This window comes from Rhizobium sp. 01T417, from assembly GCF_056398905.1.
The window spans coordinates 163531-190278 of sequence record NZ_JBFTQH010000006.1 but is presented as its reverse complement, the minus strand read 5'-3'; the positions used below and the strand labels follow the sequence as shown (position 1 = coordinate 190278).

Genomic DNA, 26748 nt, shown 5'->3' with positions numbered 1-26748 from the left:
CGTGCGGAGAGAGACTGCGGACGAAACTGTCGCTGAAAGCAGCTACAGGCAGATACGGGCGGACATAATCTTCGGCCGCCTTGCGCCGGGCCTGAAGCTCAAGCTTGATAATTTGAAGAGTGCCTACGAGACGAGCGTCAGCACTCTGCGGGAAATTCTCAACCGCCTGACGTCCGAGGGGCTCGTCGTGGCTGAAGGACAGCGGGGTTTTGAGGTTGCCCGCGTGTCGGTTGCTGACCTGAAAGAGGTTGCGGCTCTCCGTTTGCTTCTCGAAGAGCATGCGCTTGAGCAGTCGTTCGAACAGGGGGATGTAGAGTGGGAAGCGAGGCTGGTGTCTGCCCACTACAAGCTGGCACGCATGGAAGAGGTCATGGCTTCGGGCGATTCCAGCAGGGCGGAAGACTGGAAGCGCTATGACTGGGAGTTTCACCAAGCGCTGATTTCCGCCTGTGGATCACGTCTGCTCATGGAGACCCATTCGGCCGTCTTCGACAAGTACCTGCGTTATCAGATGGTTGCGCTGTCTTACCGTGGGCGTGTTGCCGAGGAGGAACATAGGCAGCTCCTGGAAGCCGCCCTGCAACGCGACAGCAAGACGGCAAAGAAAATCCTGCAGCGTCACATACAAGGCGGCGTCGAGCATGCACTCGAAAAGGGATCGCTATCGGCCCTTCCGTCACAAACGTGATTGATGCCGACCCTGGCGCTTGATCAAAGCAGAGGATCTCATGCTCAAAATTGCTGCTGAAACAGCCGAGACTGTCAGCGACATCGTCTTTCGACAGATCCGTCAGGATATCATTTCGGGGACCTTGGCGCCTGGTGCAAAGATCAAGCTCGAGCAGGCCAAGGAGCGGTATTCCATCAGTGTCTCGTCACTGCGCGAGATATTGAGCCGCCTGACCACGGAGAACCTGGTGTTGGCAGAGGGCCAGCGCGGGTTCGAAGTCAGTCCCGCGACCCGCAAGGAACTCGAGGAGCTTGCCGATCTTCGCACCGTGCTGGAGACGCATGCGATCGGATTGTCCTTTTCGGCTGGAAATCTCGAGTGGGAGGGACGCATCGTTGCCGCCCACCATAAGCTGGCGGCCGCGGAAAAGAAGCTGCTTGCGGGCGATGCCTCGCGTACCATCGACTGGGTTCGCTATGACTGGGAGTTTCACCAGGCGATCGTATCGGCCTGCAATTCGGCCACGCTGATGGCGGCGCTATCTTCGGTGTTCGACAGGTTTCTGCGCTATCATATGCTTGCCCAGAGCTTTCGCGGTCGGGCGGTTGTCGAAGACCACAAGCTCCTCTTCGAACTCGCCTTGAAGCGTGACGTCGAAGGAGCCCGTTCTGTCATCCGCCGACATATAGAGAGCGGCGTGGCACACGTTCTGAGGAGCGGGCGCATTACCTGACGAGGCGCCGCTCAGACGGCGTCCTTCGGAATGCCCTCCGGCCGCATCTGCTTCTTGAGAGCTGCGATACGGAAAATGGCATTTGGCGCCCCATAGCCCCGATAGCCGCGTCGTTCGACGATTTCGAAGAAGAAGCCCTCGCCATAGGTGCCGCTGTAGAGCTGAAAATAGTCTCCGTGCTCGTCACGGTCATAGAGGATGTTTTCTGCTTTCAGGCGCTCGGTCAGATCGGGGTCAAGTCCGAAGCGGGCTTCAATATCATCATAATAGTTGGGCGAGATATGGAGCGGCTTGAAGCCCTGGCTACGAAGTGATCTGGCGGTGACGAAAATGTCGTCGGTGGAAAACGCCAGATGCTGAATGCCCGAACCGAATTTCTCGGCGATGAAGTGCCCCGCCAGCGTACGGCGGTTTTCGGCACCGTTCATGGTAATCCGCAGCGTCCCGGGCTCATTCTCGACGACCTGGCTGCGCACGATGCCGCTCGGGTCGATGATATCGACCATCGGCGTTTTTCTGGTTTCGAAGATCGATGTGTAGAAGAGCAGCCAGGTCAGCATTTCGTCATAGGCAACCGTCTGGGCGACATGGTCGAACTGCAGCAGTCCGGCGCCAGTGATGCCGCTTTCATCCAAAACCGGCTCGAAGTCGATCTCCGGGAACCGGCCGAGCGGGCTTGTGTCGTCGATCAGATAGATCAGGCCGCCGCCGACACCCCGGACAGTGGGAAATTCGAGCTCCCCATCGACAACAGGCTGTCGGAATGGTTCTGCGTCCAGGGCAAGGGCACGCTGGTAGGCCTTTGCGGCATCCTCGACATTGAGTGCGATCGCATAAGCAAATGTGCCGTGGACTGCATAGGCTGCGCTGGCAAAGCCAAGCGGATCTGTGTTGACCAGAATGCGAATGCTGCCCTGTTCGAACAGCGTGACCTTCTTGGACCGATGAATTGCCGTCTTGCGGAAACCAAGGGTCCGCAAGAGGGAGACCAGTTCGACGGACTCGTCTGCGTCTGTGGCGAATTCGACGAAGCCGACGCCCTTGACCACTGCCCGCTCCGGCATGGCGGCGCCGATCGGCGTATGGACATTGCGACGAACCTGATCTGCCAGATAGATCAGGGAGCGATGGCCATCGGCAGCGATTGCCCGCGTCGAGCCGCCGCGGAATTGATCGTTGAAGATCTCGAGCGAGAAATAGCCGTCATACCCGGTCGAGGCGACCGCCTCGGTGAACGCTGTTACCGGCAGATCGCCCTCGCCTGGCATGTTGCGAAAATGGCGGCTCCAATAGAGCAGATCCATGTCGATCAGCGGCGCATCGGCCAGCTGGACGATGAAGATCTTCTCCTTTGGAATGGAACGGATCGAGTTGATGTCGATCTTGCGCGAGAGCGAATGGAAGCTGTCGAGGATGAGCCCGACATTCGGATGATCGGCACGCCGCACGATTTCCCAGGCATCACGGTGGTCATTGACATAGCGCCCCCAGGCAAGCGCTTCATAGCCCACCTTGAGGCCGCGCCTGGCCGCGCGTTCACCCAGTTCCTGAAAGTCGGCGGCCGCGCGATCAATGCCGCCAAGGGCCGCCTGCGAGACATTCGAGCAGACAAGAACCATGTCGGTTCCGAGCTCCTGCATGACGTCGAACTTACGCTCCGCCCGATCGAAGGTGCGGCTTCGAAGTGCATCGGGCATGCCTTCGAAATCGCGAAAGGGCTGGAAGAGCGTGATCTTGAGCCCCAGATCCCTCGCCATCTTGCCGACATCGGCTGGGCTTCCATCAAAGGCAAGGAAGTCGTTCTCGAAAATCTCGACGCCATCGAATCCTGCTCGTGCAATGGCCTCAAGCTTGTCGGGCAGTTCACCGCTGAGCGTCACCGTCGCAATCGAGGTCTTCATAACCCAATACCTTTCTGTTGGCGCCACGAGAGCGCTGCGAACGGCCGATTTCGCCTCACGCGCCGCCCTCGATCATGGCATTATGTCAAATGTCGTGAGCATTTCAAATCAATTGGTCAAATCAAAAGTCTCATATGATTTTCAAAAACTCGGTTGATTTGCGCACGATCCTCTGGCAAAAAGCTGAACATGCAGTCGGGAGAGGAAGACTGTTGGGTCCAAGTGACCGTTCAAAGGAGGAGGAATCAATGTTCAAGTCGATGCTGACGCGCCGAAACGCGATGCTGGGTGTCGCTGCTGCCGTGGCTGCGATCGGGCTCGCCAACCCCGCTGCCGCAGTCACCCCCGAAGAAATCAAGGCCAAAGGAAAGCTCGTCGTTGGCATCCAGGGCGACAACCCGCCATGGGGCTTCGTGACATCAGGTGGCAAGCAGGACGGCCTCGATGCCGATATTGCAACGCTTTACGCAAAGGAACTCGGCGTCTCTGTCGAGTTCGTGCCTTTGGAAGTCAACAACCGCATTCCCGCCCTGACAACTGGTCGTGTCGATGTTCTCTTCGCGACGATGGCCATGCTGCCGGAGCGTGCCAAAGCCGTTCAGTTCAGCAAGCCCTACGTTGCCAACGCCATCGTGCTGATTGCGCCGAAGTCCATGTCGGTCAAGACGAATGATGACATGGCCAATCTTTCGATTGGCGTTGCCAAGGGTGCGGCTCAAGATACCCAGGTCACCAAGAATGCACCCCAGAGCGCCACGATCCGCCGCTTCGATGGTGATGCGCCCAGCGTCCAGGCGCTCGTGTCGGGCCAGGTTCAGGCGCTTGGCGGCAACATCTTCTACATGGACCGTGTCGAAAAGGCTCGTCCAGGCGAGTTCGAAAACAAGCTTGAGTTCCAGAAGCTCTACAATGGCGCTTGCACGCGGCTTGGCGAGAAGGAAATCAACGCTTCGATCAATGCCTTCATCGACAAGATCAAGGCCAATGGCGAGCTCAAGAAGATCTACGACAAGTGGATGAAGGTGCCGGTTCCGGAATTCCCCGCGAGCCTCGAAGGCATTCCGTTCACCGCAAACTGAGCCACAAGCGCTGAAGCAAAAGCAAACTGGCGGGCGTTTCGATGCCCGCCGACGGTGTCGCGACGCCGAAAGCACGGCTTTGCGCGTTTCGAGGAGCGCAATCATGAACAAGACGATTTTTGTGCTCAACGGGCCAAACCTGAACCTGCTCGGACAGCGGGAGCCCGCCATCTACGGCACGACAACGCTTGCGGACATCAAGGAAAAATGCCTCGCCAAGGCGAATGACCTCGGATTCGACGTCGACTTTCGCCAGACAAATTTCGAGGGCGAACTGGTGGAGAGCGTGCATCAGGCCCGCAACGAGGCCTGCGGCATCATCATCAACCCGGCAGGCTACACGTTCACGTCAATCGCGCTACTCGACGCGCTGAAGACGTTCGATCACCCGAAGATCGAGCTCCACATTTCGAACGTGCATGCGCGCGAGAGCATCTACCATAATTCCCTTGTCTCTCGCGTCGCGACGGCAATCATGATCGGCTTTGGAGCAGCTGGTTATGAACTGGCGATCCAGGCCATGGCTGGCATGGTCGGACGCGATTGAGGAGCCGCGATGAACTACACGCTGGATTTCACGCCTGTCATTGACGGCCTGCCAAGCCTGCTGCTTGGCTGTCTCGGCACGTTGCTGCTCGCAATCTGTGGCATGCTGCTGGCAATCGTGATCGGCATAGGCGGTGTGGCCCTGCGGGATTCTCGCTACAAACCGCTGCGCTGGCTGGTGATCAGCTTTGTCGAGCTCATCCGCAACACGCCGTTCCTGGTTCAGATCTTCTTCCTGTACTTCGCCCTTCCCCTTGCAGGCATCAGGCTGGATCCGACGCCAACAGCGATCATTGCTCTTGGGATCAACGGCGGCGCCTACGCCATCGAGATTATCCGCGGTGGCGTCCAGTCGATTTCCAAGGGCCAGATGGAGGCCGGCCTCGCTCTTGGCCTGCACAAGGCGCAGGTCTTCCGGCTGATCATCCTCAAGCCGGCGCTCAGGGCGATCTATCCATCGCTGACCAGCCAGTTCGTGTTGCTGACGCTGTCGACCAGCATTGCCTCGGCGATCTCGGCCTATGAGCTCACTTCGGTTTCGCAGCGCATCGAGTCCGAAAGCTTCCGCAGCTTCGAGGTCTATTTCACGGTGACGGTTTTCTACCTCGTCATTTCCTGGCTGATGATGCGCCTCTTTGCGTTCTTTTCGGCACGTTACTTCACCTATCCGGTCAAGTAGGAGCAATCGATGGGCAGCGAAGAATTCGTCTTCCTTCTGATCGGTCTGAAATGGACCGTCGTCTTGTCCGCGGTTGGCTTTGTCTGCGGATGCGTTGCCGGGCTTGGTGTGGCGCTCGCTCGGACATCGGAAATTCCGCTGCTGGAGCGAGTGACGGCCGGCTATATCGCGGTCTTCCAAGGCACTCCTCTCCTGATGCAGCTGTTCGTGGTTTATTACGGTCTTGCCCTCATCGGCTTCAAGCTCGATGCCTGGGTGGCAGTTGCCATCGGTCTAACCCTGCATGCCAGCGCCTATCTGGGCGAAATCTGGCGCGGCTCGATCGAAGCGGTTCCGCGCGGCCAGAGCGAGGCCGCAAGAGCGCTCAGCCTCAAATATGTCTCGCGCATGAGGGACGTGATCCTGCCACAGGCACTGCGCATCTCGCTGCCGGCAACGATCGGTTTCCTGGTGCAGTTGATCAAGGGAACCTCGCTCGCCTCCATCGTCGGCTTCACGGAACTTACCCGCGCCGGCAACATCATTTCCAACCAGATCTTCGAGCCGCTGACAGTCTTCGGGATCGTGGGCGCACTGTATTTCCTGATGTGCTGCCCGCTGACGATCTTCGGCGCACGTCTTGAACGGAAGTTCGCCGCGGCATCGCGGTGATCTCCGGCGCTGACCAGGAAAGAGACGGAACCATGAACAGTCCTTCGCCCGCATCAACCGCCGAGACCGTTATCACCATGAGCCACGTGGAGAAATGGTACGGCGCCTTTCAGGCCCTGCACGACATCGACCTGTCCGTTCGCAAGGGCGAGAGAATCGTGCTTTGCGGCCCTTCCGGCAGTGGAAAATCCACGCTGATCCGCTGCATCAACCATCTGGAGACCTATCAGAAGGGCGAAATCCGCGTCGGCGGCATCCTGCTCGGAAACCAGGCAAAGGCGATCGACGCGATCCGCCGCGAAGTCGGCATGGTCTTCCAGCAGTTCAATCTCTTTCCGCATCTCACCGTGCTGCAAAACTGCATGCTGGCACCGATACGTGCGCTTGGCGTCGGAAAGGCGGAGGCAGAGGACCGCGCACGCTCTCTGCTTGCCCGCGTCAAGATCCTCGAACAGGCCAGCAAATATCCTGTGCAGCTTTCCGGTGGCCAACAGCAGCGTGTCGCAATTGCGCGGGCGCTCTGCATGCGGCCGAAGATCATGCTCTTCGATGAGCCAACCTCGGCACTCGATCCGGAGATGGTCAAGGAAGTCCTCGACACCATGATCAGCCTTGCTGACGAAGGCATGACGATGGTCTGCGTGACGCATGAAATGGGCTTCGCCCGGCAAGTTGCAAACCGCGTCATCTTCATGGCGAGCGGCGCGATCGTCGAGGAAGCGCCACCCGGGGAATTCTTCACCAACCCCCGCCATGAGCGCACACGCAAATTCCTCGGTGAAATCCTGCGCAACTAGGATCTGTGAGGGAATTTTCATGTCAGCACAATCGCAGACGCCTCCCCTGAAGATCGCGGTGATGGGTGCCGGTCTTATCGGAAGGCGCCATATCGAAGGCATTCTGGGCGAGCCGCGCACGACACTATCGGCCGTGATCGATCCCTCCGATGCCGGGCGCGACTTTGTGACAAGCAAGGGTGCTGCATGGTTTTCAACGTTTGGCGAAGCCATAGCACGCGACCGACCGGACGGCGTCATCGTTGCCACCCCGAACCAGCTTCATGTCACCAACGCCCTTAATGTCATCGCCGCAGGAATTCCGGTCCTTGTCGAAAAGCCGATTGCTGACAAGGCGCAAGCAGCGGTGGCTCTTGTCGATGCTGGTTCGAAGGCAGGTGTCCCTATCCTCGTTGGTCACCATCGCCGCCACAACCCCATGATACGACAAGCAAAGCAAATCCTGGACAGCGGGCGGCTCGGCAAGATCCTGACCGTTCAGGGAACATTCTGGGTTGCCAAGCCGGACGGTTACTTCGAGGTCTCCTGGCGCCGGGAGGAAGGTGCAGGGCCGGCCTTCATCAACCTGATCCATGACGTTGATCTCTTCCGTTATTTCTTCGGAGAGGTGGAAGCTGTCCATGCGATGGAGTCGAATTCGGTCCGTGTGCATTCCGTCGAGGATAGCATTGCTATCCTGCTTCGTTTCGCGAGCGGTGTCCTTGGAACGTTAAATGCATCCGACGCCGTCCCGTCTCCCTGGAGCTGGGAGATGACGACGGCAGAGAACCCCGCCTTTCCGCAGCAGGATCAATCTTGCTACCAGATCGGTGGGACAGGGGGATCGCTCGCCATTCCCCAGCTTGCACTTTGGACCAATGCGTCGAAACCGGATTGGCTGGAGCCGCTTGACAAAGAGCGCGTGCCATTTGAACCAGCCGACCCGCTGGCGATACAGCTTCGTCACTTCTGCGACGTCATTCGCCGCGAGGCCGAACCGCTTGTTAGCGGAGCGGAAGGTCTCGCCACCTTGCGTGTCATCGAGGCGATCAAGGCGTCCGCGCGCTCGGGCGAAACGATCCAGCTGGGTGAACGCAGCGTGAGGCCCCTGATATGATCACCGGAACCACAAAGCTTATCGCGCACCTCGGCTATCCAACAGAATCCTTCAAGGCGCCACTCATCTACAATCCCTATTTCGAAAAGAGCGGCATCGACGCTGTCGTCGTACCGATGGGCTGCAAGCCGGAAGACTATCCTTCGTTTCTCAAGCTTATCTTCAGGCTCTCGAACATTCATGGTGCCCTCATCACCATGCCGCACAAGATTACGACGATCGGATTGCTCGATGGGGTCTCGACCAACGCCAAGGTTGCCGGCTCCTGCAATGCCGTCCGACTCCAGCCGGATGGCAAGCTAATCGGCGATATGTTCGATGGTGAAGGCTTTGTCCGCGGCTTGTTGCGCAAGGGACAACGGGTGGCGGGAGCCCAGGTGCTGATCGTGGGTGCTGGCGGCGTCGGCTCCGCGATTGCTGCCTCGTTGGCAGGAGCCGGCGCGCGACGGATTGCGCTTTACGATGACAACCCCGCTACGTCGGCGGGACTCGGCAACCGGCTGATGACACACTACCCAATGACTGAGGTGAGCATGGGTTCAACCGATCCAGCCGGTTTCGACATCGTCGTCAACGCGACCCCCCTCGGGATGCGCAAGGACGATCCCCTGCCGCTTGACGTATCGCGCCTTTCACCCACCACTTTCGTCGGCGAAGTCGTCATGAAAGAGGAAATCACGCCGTTTCTCGCGGCAGCCCGCGAACGGGGGTGCGCCTTTCAGGTCGGGACGGACATGCTGTTCGAGCAAATACCGGCCTATCTGGAGTTCTTTGGCTTTCCCACGACAAGCGCAGAATACCTGCGCTCGATCGCACAGCTTCCGTAGGGAAGCTGCCGCAGGCGTCAGTAACAGGTGCGAACTGCTTGCTACTGGAGAGCCGAAACGGGCCCTGTTGCCGAAGAGCGGCAAGAGATCAATCGGGACATTCGGCACCTGTGTTCGTCCACGCGGCGATCAGGGCGGCAAGTGCCTCCTGTGAGCCGGGAGGTGTGCTACGTCCCGCGCCCGGATGCCATGCCCACCCTACCAGATGGTCTTCACCCATGTGGCGAACGAGATCGGCATGAGACCGATTGCCGTTCCGGCTCGTGTCTTGCACCTGCCTGCATATTTCACCCACCGTTAGCCCTTGCCATGCCATACTGGCCGGCGCCAGCGACCAGTGCGCATTGCCCGGAATGGATTTCAGGCGGCTGCCAACGATCGGACGGTTCTCGGCACCGTGGCATGTGCTGCAGGCAAGCCCCGGCGGGCCCAACGGACCTTGGCTGGCGTTCATCAATGGCACATGCGGATGTTTGTCTTCACCTTGCGTCGGGCTACGCGTCGCCGGGTGGCAGTTGATGCAGCGCGGATGCGTCAGGACCCGGCTCGCCTCTTCGAAGATGGCCTTCGAGCGCGCGCTGGTGTCCGCGATGGCATCAAAGTCGGAGACGGCCTTGAGGGCTCCGCCGTCCGATGTTTCGGCGTAGCCGTTCAGGGGGCCGACAAGAGCAGCAATAGCTGCCGTGCCGAGAATGGCGGCCAACGGCACAGCGACGATCCGCTTCTTCACCATCACACCCTCCGCAAGTCGTTCTGGTCGATTGGCAGCGACCGCAACCGCTTGCCGGTTGCCATGAAAATCGCATTGAAAAGCGATGGCGCGACACCGGGTGTGCCGACCTCCCCTATGCCACCTGGGGCCTCGGAACTCGGCACAATGTGGACCTCGATCTTCGGCGTCTCGTATATTCTGAGAACCGGAGAGTCGTCGAAATTGCCTTCCACGACAGCACCATTGCGGACCGTGATGCGACCGTAGAGGGCTGCGCTCAGCCCGTAGATGATGCCGCTCTGTATCTGGGCTTCCACCGTGTCAGGATTGATCACCTGGCCGCAATCGACGGCACAAACGATACGGTCGGTCTTGAGCGTGCCGTCCTCTCCGACGCTTACCTCCGAGATCGTGGCTGCAAAGCTACCAAAATCCTCCGAAATGGCGATACCTCTTCCCTTTCCCTTCTGAAGGGTGGTTGACCAACCGGCCTTCTCCGCCGCGAGATTGAGCGCTGCGAGGAGACGCGGCTTATGCTCAAGCAGCCGCCTGCGGTATTCGAGCGGATCAATGTTCGCGACGTGGGCCAACTCGTCAATCCCGCCTTCAATGACGGGGATGTTACGTGTTGCGCCGACGCCGCGCCAGTTGCCCGTAAGCATTCCATCAGGCGCCTCGTGTCGGGCGAATTCCGTATATTTGTTAGGGATTGCATAGGGCGACTCCGCGCCGCCCATGCTATCGAGGTCAATACCGTCACGGGTGAAAGCCGGCAGCCAGCGCGCCATGACGGACGGCCCAATCACCCGGTGCCGCCAGGAAACGGGCATGCCGTCGGCACCGAGTGTTGCCGTGACCTTGCTGTAGTTGAGATAGCGGTAACAGTCGTGGCGGATATCTTCCTCGCGGCTCCAGGTGACCTTGACCGGGCCCTGCACCTGCTTGGCGATCTTCGCAGCCAGAATGACGCCGTCGACATCAAGCCGGCGCCCGAAGCCGCCGCCCAAAAGATGATTGTGTACGATGACCTTGTCCAAGGGCAGCCCCGTCACATCGGCGACGGCCTGCCGCGCACGCCCGAGGACCTGGGTTCCGACCCACACGTCGCAACCGTCGCTTCGGACGTGGAGCGTGCAGTTCATTGGCTCCATCGCCGAATGTGTGAGGATCGGCAGGCGGTAGATGAACTCAACGGGAGGTCCGTGCTCGGCCTCCGCCTTGGCGACGTCGCCTTCATTTATGTGTGGCAGAGCATTGCCGCTGATGGCATCTTCCATGCGCTTTTCGAGATCGGCAAGCGAGAGATCCCCGCTGACACCTGGATCCCATTCAAGGGAAAGTGCTGCCAGCCCCTTGCGTGCGGCACCCGTGTTGTCGGCCACGACTGCGACCGCATCCTCAATGCGCACGACCTGCTTGACGCCCTTTACCGCCATGGCCGGTCGGTCGTCGACCGAACGCAGCTTGCCGCCAAAATGGGGACAGATGGTGATTGCGGCGTAGGACACGCCTTCCGGACGGGCATCGATACCGAACTTCGCGGTACCGTTGACCTTCTGCGGACTGTCCAGACGCTTGATAGATTGGCCGATCAGCTTGAAGCTCGACGCAGGCTTCAATGGCATTTCCTGCGGAACGGGCTGCAACGCAGCAGCCTGAATCAGGCTGCCATAGGTAATCCGGCGGTCACTCGCCGTATGGACGACGTGTCCCGCCTCGGCTTTGCAGCTATCCGGTTCCACACCCCAACCACGGGCAGCAGCATTCACCAGCATGATGCGCGCAGCGGCTCCCGCCTTGCGCATCTGGTCATAAACGGCGCGAATGGCAAGGGAACCGCCAGTGATCTGATCGCCCAGCAAGGGGTTCGAATACCGCGTGGGATCGGCGGGCGCATGCTCGAGAACCACCTGATCAAGAGGGACTTCCAGCTCTTCTGCCAACAGCATCGCAACCGAAGTGTAGATCCCTTGTCCCATCTCCACGGAGGGCATGACCAGGACAATCTTGCCTTCGGCAGGGATCCGAATGAAGGCGCTGGGCTCAAACGCCTCTGCTGCGTATGAGGGCGAAGGCCGCAGGCCAATGACGAGGCCCGCTCCCGTTAGCGATGCGCCGATCAGAAAGTGCCGGCGTGAGACGGAAAGGTTGATTTTGTCGTGAAGAGACATCGCATCACCCCGCCGCGGCCAGCTTGATCGCGGCGCGAATGCGCGGATACGTGCCACATCGACAGATATTTCCGGCCATGACCGCATCGATATCATCGTCAGTCGGCGACGGATTTGCCGCCAGCAGCGCTGTCGCGGACATGATCTGACCAGACTGACAATAACCGCATTGAACGACATCGATGTCGAGCCAGGCTTTCTGGATCCGTGCGCCTTCGGCAGTCTCGCCAATTGCCTCGATGGTGGTGATCGACTTGGACACCGCATCTGCAACCGGCATCACGCACGACCTGACGGGCACGCCATCGACATGCACCGTGCAAGCACCGCACATGGCAATGCCACAGCCGAATTTCGTTCCGGTGAGACCTATGCTGTCGCGAAGAACCCATAGAAGCGGGATATCGCCATCCACATCGACGGCGTATTTCTTACCATTCACCTCGAGATCGTAAGACATACAACTACCGGCTGAAAGCCGTCCCCCAACGTACATGCAGCTCAGGCAAGCTAGCAGCAAAGCGGGGAAATCCGCCAGTTACATTCTTGTGAATGTTAGGATACGGCGCAACCACAAGGAACATGGCCGGCAGCCTCGGCCATTGCAGAGCTCGCGAGGGCGCAACGCCAGGTTTCGCGATGGGGGTTCGACAACATGCTTGTCATTTGTGGGCTGCGCCAAGCCTTGCAAGAACCTCGCCGGGTATCTGATAAAGCCTTATGACATCCCAATCGTTGTGGAAGCCGCACATCTCGCGCTGGATGAACAAGGCCCAGACGGCGTCGGAAGCATCATCGAGGAGGGTTTGCCTGTCGGTCCCGCAATTGGTCTCCGGCGACCAGGAGGCAAGCCTGGCCAACGCGGCCTCCGTCTTGCGGCCCTGGCGGCCCAATGCGTCCGCCCGCGCGGAAGCGAGTTCGTATTCCAAGGGGCTCAACCCGGTGCTCGACTGTCCTGAGATTGATCGTGGCGGCCTGAGACTCACGATTGCCTCCTTTTCCCGGATATTCAGGTCACCCTGCACCGTGCGATGCGCTGCGGCGACCCTCCCCGACGCCTAGCAACAGGCTCAGTCGGCGTGACATGTTTCTCGCTTCCCTTCACGCGTCAATGTGGCTTCCTTGCCCTTGATCCAGAATTCCATATCGCTATTGGCGTAACGGCCGCCATCGGCCGAAACGACCTGCGGCAGTATGATCAAGCGTCGTGCGCCCGCAAAGACAAGGATGACACTTCCCGGCGAAACATTAGGCGAGGAAAAAGTTGCGCTGAGACGAGTACCGGTCGAGCACTCGTAGTGCGCTTCGATCGGGCCTGGACTGGCCGCGAAAGCCGGAAGCGCAACAAGCGCAAACATCACGGTCGTCCTCGCGGGCATCACGCCTCCTTCGCCGGCGGGCACATGTCATCCAATCAAGCCAATCTAACGCGGAGACGCTCGTGAAGGAAGAGGTGCGTCCCTAGCTGCGCGGGCGCGCCAGAAATAGCACCGGGCCCACATTTCGGGACAAGTTGGTCGCATAGAAATGTCGGACATCCGGACAGCCCCGCGGCGCCGTCCGCCCCCGCAGCGTACTTCCGGTAAAACCTGGAGCTGCGAGAAGGCATGGGCAGTATCGCCCTTGCCCGATGATATAGTCGCGTCCTCGTCAAAGGTTTCACCCGCTGCCGGCGGCGGCCAGCAGTGTCGCTGCGACGGATACACGATACTCAGAACCGGCCGCGTATTTTATCGTAAAGGTCGCGCATATCATCAAGCGCGCGGTCATAAGTGGACTGTCGCGCCGAGGCTTGCAATCGCCCGGCGATCGTTAAACCGAATACCGCAGCGACGGCGGCAACTGTCACCAGGCTGGATACGGGATAAAACTTTACGGTCGCTTTTGTCTGTCGGACAGCTACACTAGCGCCGGCCTTGACGGCCGCAGAAGCGTCGGCCACTTGCCTGCGAAGGATCTCCACCTGCGACCGGAGAAGGCCGATCTCCTCTTCGGCATTGAACTCGGGTTGCGGAGGAATTCCAATGGAAGCCGTGTTTACGTCAACCACGGCGCGCGGCACTGGCTCGCCGATCTTGGCGCCGTCAGCAACGAGAGGTCTCGTGGTGGTCTTTTTTTCCGCGGGCATTTTTGTTCTCCGTCCAGATCGTGCTCGAAGAGCGCATAGTGAAATCGGACAGATACGCCTCGCGGCCGCAGATTGTTCCAATTTAATCAGATCGGCTCGCAAAGTGGAACGAGCTTGTACTCGCGCAGAGCTTGCGGTTCGTCTTGAAATTCAGAAAAGGCGGGTACTTGCCGTCACTAAACGAGCCGGGCTTTTTTACGGCATTAGAGACGTTTCCGGGACTATTGGTAACCAGTGTTCATGAGCCGCCAGGGCGTTGATCTCGATCGCTCCACTGTGGCCGATCGGGTGCTGCCGAGACGTTCGGTCCGGCTGTATAGTGCACGCCATCGTTGTCGTCGTCAAAGCCGCGCTCCGTGTTCTCATAGCTGAATATCTCAGCTTTCAGCCCGCTCTGCCTGACAAGATCGACAAACGCCGGAATCTCGGGATCTACAAACCGATCTTTGCCCGCCAGGTTGAGGAGAAGAGGCGTCTTGTCGGCTAGCGACCACTTGGTTTGGCCGCCGTCGACGACGTCGAGGCCACGGATAGCAGCTCCGAAATCCGAGGCCGTGTTCGGCTTTTCAGACGCACCAGGACTCTAGCCAATGCGCTTGTCCAGACGCCCATCTCAATAGTCAGGCGAGCAGCGTTTACGAGTGCGTTTACCGTTGTGTACTTCCGTTACGGCTTGAACGAGACGAGGCTTCCGCAGGATCAAGAAGAGATGGCATCAATGATCATAGATATCTTCGCCTGGCTCGTGCTCGTCGTGCTGACGGCCAGTACTGCTTTCGTTATCGTCTTTATGGCGATGCTTCCCGGCATCATCGCCAAGCGCCGGAACCATCCCTGGAAGGATGCGGTCACCATTGGCGGCTGGGTTACGCTCTTTCTCGGCTTCGCGCTTTGGCCCCTCGTCCTGATCTGGGCCTATGTTGACGTTCCGCAGGCCTCGAAGCCGGAGGCACTGCGATGATCGTCGTACTTCTCAACGTTTATCTTGCTATTCTCTTTTGCCTGGTGAAATTCCGGATCGTACCATTCAATCTGTTCTGGAAAGTCTCGCCGGTCCTGGTCCTTCTGTTGCTCCTCATCGGCCTGTTCGTCCCAATGGGTTGGGGCGCGCCGCAGGGCAAGGTGCTGGTGGTACGCAATTCGGTCGCAATCGTCCCCGATGTCGCCGGGGAGGTCACGGAGGTGCCGGTGGTAGCCAATACCCCGCTCAAGGCCGGCGACATTCTCTTCAAGATTGACCCATTGCCCTATCAGGCGAAGCTCGACGCCTTTCAGGCACAGCTGAACCTCAACAAGCAACGACTGGCAGAGACGACACGGCTGCAGACAAGCGGTGCCGGTCGAACCTACGACGTCGAGCAGCGCCAGGCCGAGGTCGAACAGCTGACGGCCCAAATAGCGGGCGCTCAATGGGATCTCGACAAGACGGTGGTGCGTGCGCCGGCTGACGGCTACGTCACCAATCTTGCGCTTCGCAAGGGAGCGCGCGTTACCAGCCTGCCGTTGTCTCCAGTCATGGCATTCATTGACACCTCGGACACGATCATCGGCGTTGAGATTCCGCAGATCAACGCGCGCTATATCGAGCCTGGCCAGAGTGTGGAGGCAACTTTCAAGTTCGCGCCAGGTAAGGTCTATACCGGCAAAGTCGAAAGCGTGATCCAGGCCGTCGCCAGCGGCCAGGCCCGAACGTCAGGCACTGCAATCGCGCCCACAGCCATCCAGAGCCTGCCGTTTGTCGTTCGCATTCGTCTCGATGATCCGGCTTTTGCTGCCGCCCTGCCTGCCGGCAGCACCGGTGACGCAGCAATCTTTACCGATCATGTCAAGGCAGCGCATGTGATCCGCCGCGTCTTGCTTCGCCAGGTTGCGATCACCAATTACATCAATCCGCTGTAACCTGGCCTTTTGTGGGCTCGAACCGCTTCGTATTGCTTTTGGTCGCGCAACGCTCTATCAGCCGGGCGGCTCCACAATATGGAGAAATCCAGTCATGTTTTTACGATGCGGGCTCTTGGCCGACCAGTCCAATCCCCATTCGTTTGCGAGTATTTGAATGCTGCGTCGCTTCTTCTCCTATTACCGGCCCTATCGAGGCCTTTTCATTCTCGATTTCTCCTGTTCCATTGTTTCGGGGCTGCTCGAACTCGGCTTTCCCATGGCCGTGAAGTTGTTCGTCGACCGGCTTTTGCTCAGCCAGGAATGGCTGCTGATCCTGCTAGCGTCTGCGGCCCTTCTTGCGATCTATGTAATCAACACCGGTCTGATGGCGGTCGTCACCTATTGGGGCCATATGCTCGGCATCAATATCGAAACCGACATGCGTCGTGCGGCGTTCAATCACATACAGAAGTTGTCGTTCAGCTATTTCGACAACCAGAAGACCGGGCACATCGTCGGGCGGCTGACGAAGGATCTTGAAGAGATTGGCGAAGTCGCCCATCACGGGCCTGAGGATCTGTTCATCGCACTGATGACCTTTGCCGGCGCCTTGCTGCTGATGTTCTCGGTCAACTGGCAACTGGCGCTGATAACGGCTGTCGTCGTACCGCTGACGGCCTGGGTGACGAGCCACTTCGGTAGCCGCATGACCCAAAATTTCCGGCGCCTTTTCGAGCGGGTTGGCGACTTCAATACGCGGATCGAGGAAAATGTCGGCGGTATCCGCGTGGTGCAGGCCTTCGCCAACGAGAACCACGAGCGCACACTTTTCGAAAAAGACAATCAGAGCTACCGGCGCGTCAAGCTCGACGCCTACAAGCTCATGGCAGCGACCAGTTCGCTGAGCTACATGAGCATGCGACTGACGCAGATGGTGGTGATGATCGCCGGGGCCTATTTCGTGCTTTCCGGTACGCTGACGGCCGGCGGCTTCATCGGCTTCCTGCTTCTGGTTGGCGTCTTTTTCCGTCCTGTCGAAAAGATCAACTCGGTCATTGAAACCTATCCAAAGGGAATCGCCGGTTTTCGCCGGTTCACCGAGCTTATCGATACCGAGCCGGATATCGCCGATGCGCCGGACGCCATTGCGGTTGATCACCTCAAGGGCGCAATCGCCTATGAGGATGTCTCTTTTGGATACAATCCGGAAGCGCCCGTGTTCGAGCATGTCGATCTGACGATCGATGCCGGAGAAACGATTGCCTTCGTCGGCCCTTCGGGGGCCGGAAAGACGACTATCTGTTCGCTGCTGCCGCGGTTCTACGAGGTCGGCGGTGGCCGCATCACGATTGACGGCGTCGACATCAGGGACATGACAAAGGTGTCRCTGCGCCAACAGATCGGCATCGTACAGCAGGACGTTTTCCTCTTCGGCGGCACGATTCGCGAGAACATCGCCTACGGCCGTCTGGGCGCCAGCGAAAGGGACATCCTCGAAGCCGCCAGGCGGGCGAGGCTGGAAGAGATGCTTGCGGGCCTTCCTGCCGGTCTCGATACGGTCATCGGCGAGCGCGGCGTCAAGCTTTCAGGCGGCCAGAAGCAGCGCGTCGCGATTGCCCGCATGTTCCTGAAGAACCCTCCGATCCTGATCCTCGACGAAGCGACGTCTGCTCTCGATACGGAGACGGAACGAGCAATACAGCGATCGCTGAGCGAATTGTCTGAAGGACGCACGACGCTGGTCATCGCTCATCGGCTTGCCACCATCCAGGGTGCCGATCGCATTGTCGTCGTCGACGCCAACGGAATCGTTGAGCAAGGCACCCATCAGGACCTCATCGCCAAACGCGGCGCATACAACCGTCTCCATGACGCGCAGATGAGGAGCCACTGAAAAACAAAAACGTGGCGATTGATGCGATGCAATAAACTTGATAATTACGCACATATTTTACGCCTACAGGACATCGCCATGACATTTCAGCCGCGCATGCAGAACGCGATCGAGGGTTTCTCGGTCGTTGGCGGGCTCAGGCGTCGCAACTGGAACGGCATTACCGCCGATCTCTGGGATGTCGAGTGTGGCGCTTACGCGGGTGGTCACTACGTGGCGCGCGATCCGCGCCTCTTCATCCTTCTCGACCATCTCGGACGCGGCCGCCCCTCCGTCAAGCTTTCCTCGACCGCCGCCGGCGCTCCCCAAGACCGACGGGCGAGCCCGATTTCCTATATCCCGGCGGAGATGGAGCTCTGGGTAGACATCAGAAACGTGCAATCGATGCGCCATCTCGATATCCATTTCGATGCCGACGTCCTCGGCCAGCGGCTGATGGAGGATATCGATCCGCAAAAGCTGAAGGATCCGCAGTTGCTCTTCTTCGACCAGCGGATCATGGCTCTCGCAGAGCTCATCGCTTCGGAGATTGCAAGCGCTGCTCCACTCCACGATCTCTATGGCGACGGCCTGGCACTTTCATTGCTCATCGACGTCCTGAAGATCGCAAAGACACCGCCGCGCAAACGCGGTGCCCTGGCTTCGTGGCAGTTGCGGCGCGCCACCGAGTTCATCGAGGACAACTGCGCCCGCAACATACGTCTCCACGAGCTGGCGGAACTGACGGGGCTATCACAGTCGCATTTCAGCCATTCGTTCAAGGCCTCTACCGGCACGAGCCCGCATGATTGGCAAATGAATGCCAGGCTCGAGCGAGCCAAGCAGCTGCTCCGCAATGAGGCACAGGCGTTGACAGCCATCGCGGCAGAGACCGGCTTTTCCGATCAGGCGCATTTCACCCGTGTCTTTCGCAAACATGTCGGCACGACACCGGCTCGCTGGCAAAGATCGCAGTGCAAGTGATGCATTTTTGCAAAGATCTGCCCACGAATTTTGGAAACGCCCAAAATCATTCAATCGCCACCGATCGCGCCAAGCCTGGCCATTAAATTTGAGTTAATCGCTCATCTTATTAAGCGGACGCCTAACGGCCGCCGACGAATAGCATGAGCGGGGTCTTTGGAATGCATGAAGTAAAAGGTTTACAGCGCATGCGACGCGCTCTGGGCACGAGCGTAGCGATGATTGGTCTTTGCGCCGCCGGTGCTGCGCAGGCAGAGAGCGCCAATACAGCGCTTGCGCCGATCGTCGTTCAGGGCCAGAGCGTCGGCAACGGCGCTATCGGGCCGGTAAAGGGCTACGTCGCCAAGGAAACGACGACGGGATCCAAGACCGACACGCCGCTCACCGAAATCCCGCAGGCTGTGTCCGTCATCGGAAGGCAGGAAATGGACGACCGCGGCGTCGTCAACAAGGTCGACGAGGCGTTGCGCTATACGCCCGGTGTCACCGCTGCTCCTTTCGGTGTCGATGCCGACACCGACTGGATTTACATTCGCGGTTTCGACGCGACGCAGACTGGCGTCTATCTCGACGGACTGCAGCTCTTTACCTATGGCTTCGGTGGCTTCCAGATCGATCCCTTCATGCTGGAGCGGGTCGAGGTGCTGAAGGGTCCGGCATCGGTGCTCTATGGCGGAGGCAACGCTGGCGGCATCGTGAATTATGTCCGCAAACGCCCCACTGACGAGCCCTTCTACTACACCGAGGCAGGCATCAACACCGACGGAAATGCCTTCACCGGCTTCGATATATCGGACAAGCTTGGCCAAAGTGACACGGCAACCTATCGCCTCACCGGCAAGATCGCGGGTGGCGACAACTATTCGGACTTCTCCCACGACCTGCGCGGATTCGTCATGCCGCAGGTGACCGTCTCGCCCGACGATGGCACGACGCTCACAGCCTGGGCCTATGCGGGAGCGCTTAATCAGGTTCACGTCGGCAACGGATTTTTCCCCTATGTCGGGACCGTGGTCGATGCTCCATTTGGCAAGATCGATCGCGCCTTCTTCCCCGGTGAACCGGACATCGATACCGGCAGATATGACCAGCAGATGGGGGGCTACGAGTTTGAACACGAGTTCGACAGCGGCATCAAGTTCTCATCGAATGCCCGCTATGGCCACCTCCAGAAATACGAGGTGGGACCCTACGCCTATGGCTATGTCAATACAACGGACCCTCTCGATCCGGGCTATTTCCAGCTCAATCGTCTCGGCTTCGAAGGGCATTCCGAGGTCGACACGTTCGCAATCGACAACCATCTGGAAGGCGACTTTCAGACTGGCGCCCTCGATCACGAGGTCATGGTCGGCCTCGACTACAAGTACTATCAGCTCGACAACGTGCAGGCATCGACGCTCGCCACGTCCATTGACCCGGTCAACCCCGTCTATGGTGCCCCGCAGCCGATCAACCGGATTTACAGCAACCAGCTGATCACCCAGCAACAGCTCGGCATCTACGCCCAGGACCAGATCCGCTTCGACGACGGCTGGCTCGTTACGCTCAACGGGCGCTACGATTTCGTCAAAACCGACACCGACAACCGCCCGACGGCCTACAGTTCGACCTATAGCAGCTATAGCTACGACAACTCGGCGGCCAGCGGTCGCATCGGCATCGCCTACGAATTCGACAATGGTCTCACGCCTTACGCCAGCGTGGGCACCTTCTTCAATCCAACGGTCGCTCCGAGCGCCACCCCGAACAATGAACCGGAAGAAGGCGAGCAGTACGAAATTGGCCTGAAGTACGACCCGACCTTTATCGACGGCACATTCACGGCCTCGCTCTTCCAGTTGAACCGTCGCAACGTCGTCGTGACTGACCCGGCGACTTTCCTTGCCAATCAGATCGGCAAAGTCGAATCCCGCGGTATCGAGCTGGAGGCCAAGGTCAACCTCAACGACAATTGGAAGCTTCTCGGCTCGTTCTCCTACACCGATCTCGAAGTGAAGGAGGACATTGTCGCAGCCTATGTTGGCAAGAAGCCCTATCTAGTACCCGATATGACCGCCGGACTGTGGGTCGACTATACCGTAACGCAGGGCGCATTGGAGGGTGTCAGCGTCGGAGGCGGCGTGCGTTACCAGGGCGAAAGCTGGGCAGATCGGCTGAACACGTTGAAGGTTCCTGATGCAACCGTGTTTGACGCGGCGATCCGCTACAAGAAGGAAGGCTGGGAAGGCTCCGTCAACGTCACCAACCTCTTCGACAAGGAATATGTGAAGGGCTGCGGCGGCGAATTCACCTGCGGCTACGGCGACGCGCGCACCGTATGGTTCAAGTTGAGCAAGACCTGGTAACCCGTTGTTCTAATGATTGCTTTCAGGGAGGCATGGCTTCGGCCTCCCTTACTGACTGGAGATGAAATTGAGCGCAGCACGGCTCACACGCAGGACCTTTCTGGCCGGAGCAGCCACGCTTGTCGGGGGCGTAGCGCAAGGTCAGCCGTTCCAGCCGAGGGTTGCCACGCTCGACTGGGCGCTCCTGGAAACGCTGCTTGCGATCGGCGCCAATGTGGTCGCGGCAACGGAACTGCGCCAGTTCCGACAGGTCGCCGTAACGCCTGAAGTGCCTGATACGGTGGTTGACCTCGGACTTCGCGGGACGCCGAACCTGGAGGTCCTGCGCTTCGCGCGCCCCGACGTGATCTTCAATTCCAACTTCTACGCCTGGGCCGATGCGCTGATGAGCCGTATCGCCACGGTCGAAAGCCACGCGATTTACATGCCGGGAAAGAGCCCGTACAGGCTGGCCGAACAGGCAACGCTCGCGATCGGAGAGCGTCTGGCGCTCCCGGCGGCCGGAAAACTGGTGGAAGGTGTTGCGGCAAAACTCGATCGCTACAAGTCTCAATTCGCCGCCAACGGCGATGGACGTTCCGTCCTGCCGATCAATCTCGGCGATGCCCGCCACTACCGGGTGTTCGGTTCCGACAGCATGTTCGGCGAGGTATTGCAGCGCGTCGGCATTGCCAATGCCTGGGCCGGTGCCACAAGCTACTCCGCTACGGCACCTGTCGGCATCGAGACCTTGGCATCCACGCCGGACGCATGGATCATCCTCATTCCGCCGCATCCGCAAGACGCGTTCGAAGCCCTCACGGGAAGTGCATTCTGGAAGGCTCTTCCGGCCGTGCGGGAGAACCGCGTCCTGACCTTCGGTTCGGTCAACCCCTATGGCGCGCTTCCAGCCGCAAGTCGCTTCGCTGACTTTCTCGCCGAAGGATTTTCCCGTGTCCGAAACGGCTAGCCTTTCCATACCGCATATATATTCACGCAAAGCGATCATCCCGGCCTTGGCGCTTGCCTTTGCATGCGTTGCAGCTTTTGCCCTGCTTTTGATCTTGCGCCCTCAGGTGCCTGGCGATCCCGAGCAAGCCAAGGCGCTTGATGCCATCCTTTTCTGGAGCAGCCTCATGCCGCGGGCTGCGATCGCGCTGGTGTCGGGCGCAGCACTCGGCCTTGCAGGCGCACTTCTGCAGCGCATTCTGCGCAACCCGATAGCCGACGCCTCGACGCTCGGTATCGCTTCTGGCGCACAACTGGCGCTGACGCTTGGTTTGAGCTTCTCGCCCATCCTGGCCGGCGTCTCGCGCGAACTTGTCGCCTTCGCCGGTGGCCTTTGCGCCGTTGGCCTTGTGCTCGCCTTGAGCTGGCGCCGCGGTCTCGATCCGGTCACCGTTGCAATCTGCGGCATGATCGTCAGCATGGTTGCAGCCTCGCTCAGTGTCACGCTGATACTGGCGCGGGGTGAGTATGCAATGTCGATCCATATCTGGGGCGCCGGTGCCCTCAACCAGCAGGATTGGGCCGGCGTGGCTTCGCTTGCACCCCAGCTTGCTGCTGGCATGCTCGCCGCTCTGCTTCTCTTCAGGCCGCTCAATGTGCTTGCCTTGGACGATGCCAGCGCCAAGGGTCTCGGCGTTTCGCTGCACGCCGTACGGTTCGCGGTCCTGATGATTGCCGTATGGCTTTCGGCCTCCGTTACGGCCACAGTCGGCATCATCGGTTTCCTCGGACTTGCCGCACCCGCGATTGCGCGGCTCTGCGGCGCTCGCACGACGCGTCAGGTGATGACGACCGCGCCCCTTGCCGGTGCTGCTGTGCTGTTTCTGACGGATTGTCTGACGCAGTTGCTTGGTCCCGGCTTTTCCGACCTTGCGCCGACAGGAGCTGCTACCGCCCTCATCGGTGGCCCTCTACTGTTGTTTTTGCTCCCGCGCGTGCACGGGCGGGCGGTGCCCACGTCAACGTCGAACGGGACCGCGCGACGTCTGTCGCGACGGGCATTGGCGCTTCTGCTCCTCGGCGTCGCCCTTCTGGTTGTCTTCCTGGCTGTTCTTGTCGTTGGACCGACCGATGGAGGCTGGCAAATTGCCGTCGGCTCGCTACTCTCAGATCTTTTGCCGTTCAGGCTGCCGCGGATTGTCGTGGCCGCCGGAACAGGCGCAATGCTCGGCGCGGCCGGCTTCGTCATGCAGCGCGTGACCGGCAACCCGCTCGCAAGCCCCGAAGTGCTCGGTGTCTCTTCCGGTGCCGGGGCTGGACTGACGGTGACGCTGTTCGTATTCGCCTTCCCTTCTCCGGCGATCATGATCGCCGGCATGTCGCTTGGCGCACTCGTCTCGTTCCTGGCCATGATCGCTATTGCGCGGCGCGCTGGCCTATCAGCGGACGTGCTGCTGCTTTCAGGCGTCGCCATCAGCGCTTTTTGCCTTGCAATCATCAGCGTGGTGCTTTCGCAAGGAGACATGCGAAGCTACATGCTTCTGACCTGGATTTCGGGCTCGACCAACCGTGCCGGCACGTTCGAAGCCTGGACCGCGATCATCTCACTGGCTGTTCTGGCAGCACCGCTCTTCCTGATGACGCGCTGGTTCGCCATCCTGCCGCTTGGCGCGGGGCTGGCGCGCAGTGTCGGACTTCGTGTCACATCGACACGGCTTCTGCTTGCCGCACTTGCCGCGACAATGACGGCGATCTCTTCCTTCCTCATTGGACCGCTGAGCCTGACCGGCCTGATCGCGCCCCACTTGTCGCGGCTGATCGGCTTTCACCGGAGCCGCGACCATCTGCTCGCAGCCATGCTGATCGGCGCCGGTCTGCTGGTACTGGCCGACTGGTTATCCCGCGTCATTATATACCCCTACCAGGTGCCCGTTGGCCTGTTCGCCGCGCTGATCGGAGGGCCATATCTTCTTTGGCTTCTCGGTCGAAAGGAACCGCTTGCCTCATTCTAAGTCGCTGCGGCGGTCCAACTGTGCCAAGAAGATCACTTGCACTCGGTCACACCGACCAAGGTTACATTCCGTTACAGCAAGCCGATGCACCGGGTGCAAGCGCGATATCAACCGTCCTCGCCAACCGATTGATTACCTGATGACTTCGATCACGCGATGGGTATGCGGATCAACGATCACACGTCGCTTGTTGACCACGGTGTAACCGTATGCATCGCTGCTGGGGATGGTGTGGATTTCTACCGAAGACGGCAATTCCGTCCCGACGACGATGTCGCCATCATAAACGACTGACGGAACCTCTTGTTCGGTTATGTAGGTCCTCACCTCGCCAGGCACGGTCACGACCGTTGTCTGAGCCGAAGCGGGACCGGCCAACAAAAGTCCTGTGATTGCCGCTGTCATGAGAGCTTTCATATCTACCTCCATGTGTGAAAAGGGGAACTCCCCTTTCACGTGAAGGTTCCCTCACGAAGAGCAGAGCCGATCGGCATTATTGAAGCGTTCGGCTGGCGTCTCCTGGGGGCACTTCGGCGGTCAGGAGGAGCTTGTCGATCCTGCGCCCGTCAAGATCGACGACCTCGAATCGCCAGCCGTTCATGACAAAGCTTTCGCCCACTTCCGGCAGGTGCTTCATCTCCTCAAGTACGAGTCCGGCAACCGTCTGATATTCCCGGTCGTTCTCGACCTGGAAGCTCATGAAGTCGGCAAACTCGTCGATCGGCGTCCAGCCGGATACCAGATAGCTGCCGTCATGGCGGCGAACGATGGCCTTCTCTCCAAACGCGTCCTCCTGAACGGCGCCCAAGATTGCTTCCAGAATGTCGCCAGAGGTAATCACGCCTTCGAAGTGGCCGTATTCGTCATAGACCAGCACCATATGGCAGGGTGAGCGACGAATGGCCTGGATGACATCAAGCGAGCCCGACAAGTCCGACACAATCGGCACTTCCTTGGTGAGCGTGGCGACGTCGGCATAGCCGGACGAGGCAATTGCGTCGTAGAAGTCCTTGGTCAAAAGCACCCCGATGATCTCATCGGAGCTGTTTCTTCGCACCGGCAATCGCGCCTGAACGCTCCCGCGGAGCTGATCTCGGATCTCATCGAAACCGTCCTCGACGTCGATCACCTCGACATCCCGGCGAGGCGTCATCAAGGCTCTGGCACTTCGGTCCGCCAGCCTCATGACACCGGAAATCATCGCCGACTCTTCCGTCTCAATCACACCGGCGCTCTGCGCTTCTGCCAGGACGGTCTTGATTTCCTCGTCGGTGACCATATCGGCGGACTTGCCCGATTGACCAAGAACACGAAGGATCATGCGACCGGAAGCGTCGAGGAACCAGACGAGTGGGGCGGCCAGGCGAGACAGGAACATCATTGCCGGGGCGACTTTGCTTGCCACTGTCTCCGGCGCGCGAAGCGCGATCTGCTTCGGCACCAGCTCACCGACAATCAGCGACAGGTATGTGATTGCGACAACGACCGAGCCGACCCCAAGCGCATCGGCAGCGGCCGGTGAAAGGCCGTGCGTGCCGAGCCAGCCGGCCAGTCTCGCACCAAGCGTCGCACCTGAGAACGCACCGGACAGCACGCCTACGAGGGTAATGCCGATCTGCACGGTCGACAGGAACCGCCCTGGCTCCTCGCCCAGTCGGATGGCAATGGCGGCCCCACGGCTTCCCTGGTCGGCCAGCACTTTGAGGCGTGCGGGACGCGAGGATACGACCGCGAGCTCCGACATGGCAAGGACGCCATTCAAGATGGTGAGAATGGCAACAATTGAAATTTCGAGAAGCAAAAAAGGAACCCTGTAATTTTAGAAACTACGGGAAACATAGGCATTCTCCCACAGAACACCAGCTGCAAGCCACTCGTAATGATGGTTTCTTCGCTTATTCCGGGATCGCTGGATTGGAGAATCCCCGATCGCCGGTCCGCAGGTGCGCAAAAGGTGGTTCGTTGGCCACAGAAACCTGAGGCCACCAAGGCTGGCTTTCATCTGTGGTATGAAGCATCGAAAACAGATCCGACGCCGAGACACGGTCCACGCGGCTCGACGAAGCCGAGCGTTTCGGCTGAGACCATCACCCGCGTCTCCAAGTGCCCGAGCGCGCGGAGCGTCGCGCCATTTCGCGCCTGACCGCATAAGCACTGACCCCGACGAGGATTGCAGCCAAAGCCAGCGCGATTAACACGTGAAGATGAAGTTCCAGCCGGCCGATCAATATCTCAACGGCGTGTCCGGCCAGGAATCCAATCGCCGTTATCGCGACGCCCCAGATCAGCGCTGCGATCGCATTGAGTATAATGAACTTCCGCGTCGAGACGTTCGAGACGCCGATTGCAACAGGGCTGATCGTTCGCATGCCGTAGATGAAGCGAAAGGCGAGGATAAAGCCTGTCGGATGCGCTTCGAGGAGCTTCGTCACTCTCGCGATCGGTCCCGATTCCAGCAGCTTTTGAACATAGGACCACTTGGTGGCGTAGCGACCTGACAAGAAGAAGAACTGGTCTGCAGCAAAGGATCCGAGACACGCGGCCAGAGCGACCTGCCAGTATGGAACAAGCTGCCGATGAGCGAGGACACCACCCAGAAACGCTGCCGTTTCCCCTTCGACACCGGCCCCGATAAAAACGGCCAAGACGCCGTATTCGCCAATCAGCCTCTCCAGCAATGCCTAGCCTCCGGCCGCCCAACAACCCGCAATCTGCCCTGAATTGCGTCGTGCA

The 26748-nt window shown here is 59.4% G+C and carries 26 protein-coding genes; 16 read left to right on the top strand and 10 right to left on the bottom strand.

Annotation, left to right across the window (positions count from 1 at the left end; translation table 11 throughout):
- Position 1: 1 nt before the first annotated feature.
- Positions 2 to 688: a GntR family transcriptional regulator gene (locus AC1DPR_RS09290; protein ID WP_477816188.1), complete on the top strand. Its 687-nt coding sequence runs from the start codon at positions 2 to 4 to the stop codon at positions 686 to 688.
- Between the two features lie 40 nt (positions 689 to 728).
- A complete protein-coding gene (locus AC1DPR_RS09285; protein ID WP_025661619.1) occupies positions 729 to 1403 on the top strand; it encodes a GntR family transcriptional regulator in 675 nt (224 codons plus the stop codon).
- An 11-nt stretch (positions 1404 to 1414) separates the two neighbouring features.
- Here the strand turns inward: AC1DPR_RS09285 and AC1DPR_RS09280 are convergent, their stop codons facing one another.
- Complete coding sequence (locus AC1DPR_RS09280; RefSeq protein ID WP_477816187.1) at positions 1415 to 3304, bottom strand: bifunctional sugar phosphate isomerase/epimerase/4-hydroxyphenylpyruvate dioxygenase family protein; 1890 nt, start codon at positions 3302 to 3304, stop codon at positions 1415 to 1417.
- 248 nt (positions 3305 to 3552) lie between these two features.
- Here AC1DPR_RS09280 and AC1DPR_RS09275 point away from each other — a divergent pair, with 248 nt between their 5' ends.
- The 7 genes from AC1DPR_RS09275 (at position 3553) to AC1DPR_RS09245 (ending at position 8979) form a co-directional block, all read left to right on the top strand.
- Positions 3553 to 4383 carry a transporter substrate-binding domain-containing protein gene (locus tag AC1DPR_RS09275; protein ID WP_018856117.1) on the top strand — a complete coding sequence of 277 codons (831 nt, stop codon included), beginning with the start codon at positions 3553 to 3555 and terminating at the stop codon, positions 4381 to 4383.
- A 103-nt stretch (positions 4384 to 4486) separates the two neighbouring features.
- Positions 4487 to 4930, top strand: a complete 444-nt coding sequence (gene aroQ / locus AC1DPR_RS09270; protein WP_477816186.1) for a type II 3-dehydroquinate dehydratase — start codon at positions 4487 to 4489, stop codon at positions 4928 to 4930.
- A gap of 9 nt (positions 4931 to 4939) precedes the next feature.
- Positions 4940 to 5608, top strand: coding sequence for an amino acid ABC transporter permease (locus AC1DPR_RS09265; RefSeq protein WP_018856115.1), 669 nt, complete (start codon positions 4940 to 4942; stop codon positions 5606 to 5608).
- A 9-nt stretch (positions 5609 to 5617) separates the two neighbouring features.
- Complete coding sequence (locus AC1DPR_RS09260; protein ID WP_018856114.1) at positions 5618 to 6259, top strand: amino acid ABC transporter permease; 642 nt, start codon at positions 5618 to 5620, stop codon at positions 6257 to 6259.
- A gap of 32 nt (positions 6260 to 6291) precedes the next feature.
- The gene (locus tag AC1DPR_RS09255; RefSeq protein ID WP_477816185.1) at positions 6292 to 7056 is read left to right on the top strand and encodes an amino acid ABC transporter ATP-binding protein; all 765 of its coding nucleotides are present in this window, start codon (positions 6292 to 6294) and stop codon (positions 7054 to 7056) included.
- 19 nt (positions 7057 to 7075) lie between these two features.
- Complete coding sequence (locus AC1DPR_RS09250; protein ID WP_477816184.1) at positions 7076 to 8152, top strand: Gfo/Idh/MocA family protein; 1077 nt, start codon at positions 7076 to 7078, stop codon at positions 8150 to 8152.
- A complete protein-coding gene (locus AC1DPR_RS09245) occupies positions 8149 to 8979 on the top strand; it encodes a shikimate dehydrogenase family protein (protein WP_477816183.1) in 831 nt (276 codons plus the stop codon). The genes AC1DPR_RS09250 and AC1DPR_RS09245 overlap by 4 nt, the downstream gene beginning before the upstream one ends.
- An 88-nt stretch (positions 8980 to 9067) precedes the next feature.
- Here the strand turns inward: AC1DPR_RS09245 and AC1DPR_RS09240 are convergent, their stop codons facing one another.
- From AC1DPR_RS09240 to AC1DPR_RS09215, 6 genes are all read right to left on the bottom strand, one after another.
- Positions 9068 to 9712 (bottom strand): Isoquinoline 1-oxidoreductase subunit, encoded by a 645-nt coding sequence (locus AC1DPR_RS09240; protein ID WP_169680447.1) that lies wholly within the window; start codon positions 9710 to 9712, stop codon positions 9068 to 9070.
- Entirely contained in the window at positions 9712 to 11862 is a 2151-nt protein-coding gene (locus AC1DPR_RS09235; protein ID WP_477816182.1) for a xanthine dehydrogenase family protein molybdopterin-binding subunit, read from the bottom strand. Before AC1DPR_RS09235 ends, AC1DPR_RS09240 begins: the two co-directional genes overlap by 1 nt.
- A gap of 4 nt (positions 11863 to 11866) precedes the next feature.
- Positions 11867 to 12322, bottom strand: coding sequence for a (2Fe-2S)-binding protein (locus AC1DPR_RS09230; RefSeq protein WP_025661608.1), 456 nt, complete (start codon positions 12320 to 12322; stop codon positions 11867 to 11869).
- Positions 12323 to 12524: 202 nt separating this feature from the next.
- Entirely contained in the window at positions 12525 to 12848 is a 324-nt protein-coding gene (locus AC1DPR_RS09225) for a DUF6665 family protein (RefSeq protein WP_026371644.1), read from the bottom strand.
- 84 nt (positions 12849 to 12932) lie between these two features.
- The gene (locus AC1DPR_RS09220; protein ID WP_112644491.1) at positions 12933 to 13241 is read right to left on the bottom strand and encodes an MliC family protein; all 309 of its coding nucleotides are present in this window, start codon (positions 13239 to 13241) and stop codon (positions 12933 to 12935) included.
- Positions 13242 to 13573: 332 nt separating this feature from the next.
- On the bottom strand, positions 13574 to 13990 hold the full coding sequence (locus AC1DPR_RS09215) for a hypothetical protein (RefSeq protein WP_018856105.1): 417 nt from the start codon (positions 13988 to 13990) through the stop codon (positions 13574 to 13576).
- A gap of 718 nt (positions 13991 to 14708) precedes the next feature.
- Between AC1DPR_RS09215 and AC1DPR_RS09210 the strand changes: the two genes are divergently transcribed.
- From AC1DPR_RS09210 to fhuB, 7 genes are all read left to right on the top strand, one after another.
- The gene (locus tag AC1DPR_RS09210) at positions 14709 to 14951 is read left to right on the top strand and encodes a DUF3302 domain-containing protein (protein WP_477816181.1); all 243 of its coding nucleotides are present in this window, start codon (positions 14709 to 14711) and stop codon (positions 14949 to 14951) included.
- The gene (locus AC1DPR_RS09205) at positions 14948 to 15889 is read left to right on the top strand and encodes an HlyD family secretion protein (RefSeq protein WP_477816180.1); all 942 of its coding nucleotides are present in this window, start codon (positions 14948 to 14950) and stop codon (positions 15887 to 15889) included. Before AC1DPR_RS09210 ends, AC1DPR_RS09205 begins: the two co-directional genes overlap by 4 nt.
- A 157-nt stretch (positions 15890 to 16046) precedes the next feature.
- Complete coding sequence (locus AC1DPR_RS09200) at positions 16047 to 17765, top strand: ABC transporter ATP-binding protein (protein WP_477816179.1); 1719 nt, start codon at positions 16047 to 16049, stop codon at positions 17763 to 17765.
- A gap of 78 nt (positions 17766 to 17843) precedes the next feature.
- Positions 17844 to 18728: a helix-turn-helix domain-containing protein gene (locus tag AC1DPR_RS09195; RefSeq protein ID WP_477816178.1), complete on the top strand. Its 885-nt coding sequence runs from the start codon at positions 17844 to 17846 to the stop codon at positions 18726 to 18728.
- A 188-nt stretch (positions 18729 to 18916) separates the two neighbouring features.
- Positions 18917 to 21076 carry a TonB-dependent siderophore receptor gene (locus AC1DPR_RS09190; RefSeq protein ID WP_477816177.1) on the top strand — a complete coding sequence of 720 codons (2160 nt, stop codon included), beginning with the start codon at positions 18917 to 18919 and terminating at the stop codon, positions 21074 to 21076.
- Positions 21077 to 21137: 61 nt separating this feature from the next.
- Positions 21138 to 22025, top strand: a complete 888-nt coding sequence (locus tag AC1DPR_RS09185; protein WP_477816176.1) for an ABC transporter substrate-binding protein — start codon at positions 21138 to 21140, stop codon at positions 22023 to 22025.
- Positions 21952 to 24015, top strand: coding sequence for a Fe(3+)-hydroxamate ABC transporter permease FhuB (fhuB, locus tag AC1DPR_RS09180; protein ID WP_477816175.1), 2064 nt, complete (start codon positions 21952 to 21954; stop codon positions 24013 to 24015). The genes AC1DPR_RS09185 and fhuB overlap by 74 nt, the downstream gene beginning before the upstream one ends.
- A 132-nt stretch (positions 24016 to 24147) precedes the next feature.
- Here the strand turns inward: fhuB and AC1DPR_RS09175 are convergent, their stop codons facing one another.
- The 3 genes from AC1DPR_RS09175 to AC1DPR_RS09165 all read right to left on the bottom strand — a co-directional run bounded on the left by AC1DPR_RS09175 (position 24148) and on the right by AC1DPR_RS09165 (position 26693).
- Positions 24148 to 24432: a DUF1236 domain-containing protein gene (locus tag AC1DPR_RS09175; protein ID WP_018856096.1), complete on the bottom strand. Its 285-nt coding sequence runs from the start codon at positions 24430 to 24432 to the stop codon at positions 24148 to 24150.
- Positions 24433 to 24508: 76 nt separating this feature from the next.
- Positions 24509 to 25816: a hemolysin family protein gene (locus tag AC1DPR_RS09170; protein ID WP_018856095.1), complete on the bottom strand. Its 1308-nt coding sequence runs from the start codon at positions 25814 to 25816 to the stop codon at positions 24509 to 24511.
- A gap of 286 nt (positions 25817 to 26102) precedes the next feature.
- Positions 26103 to 26693 (bottom strand): DedA family protein, encoded by a 591-nt coding sequence (locus AC1DPR_RS09165; RefSeq protein ID WP_018856093.1) that lies wholly within the window; start codon positions 26691 to 26693, stop codon positions 26103 to 26105.
- Between the last annotated feature and the right edge of the window lie 55 nt (positions 26694 to 26748).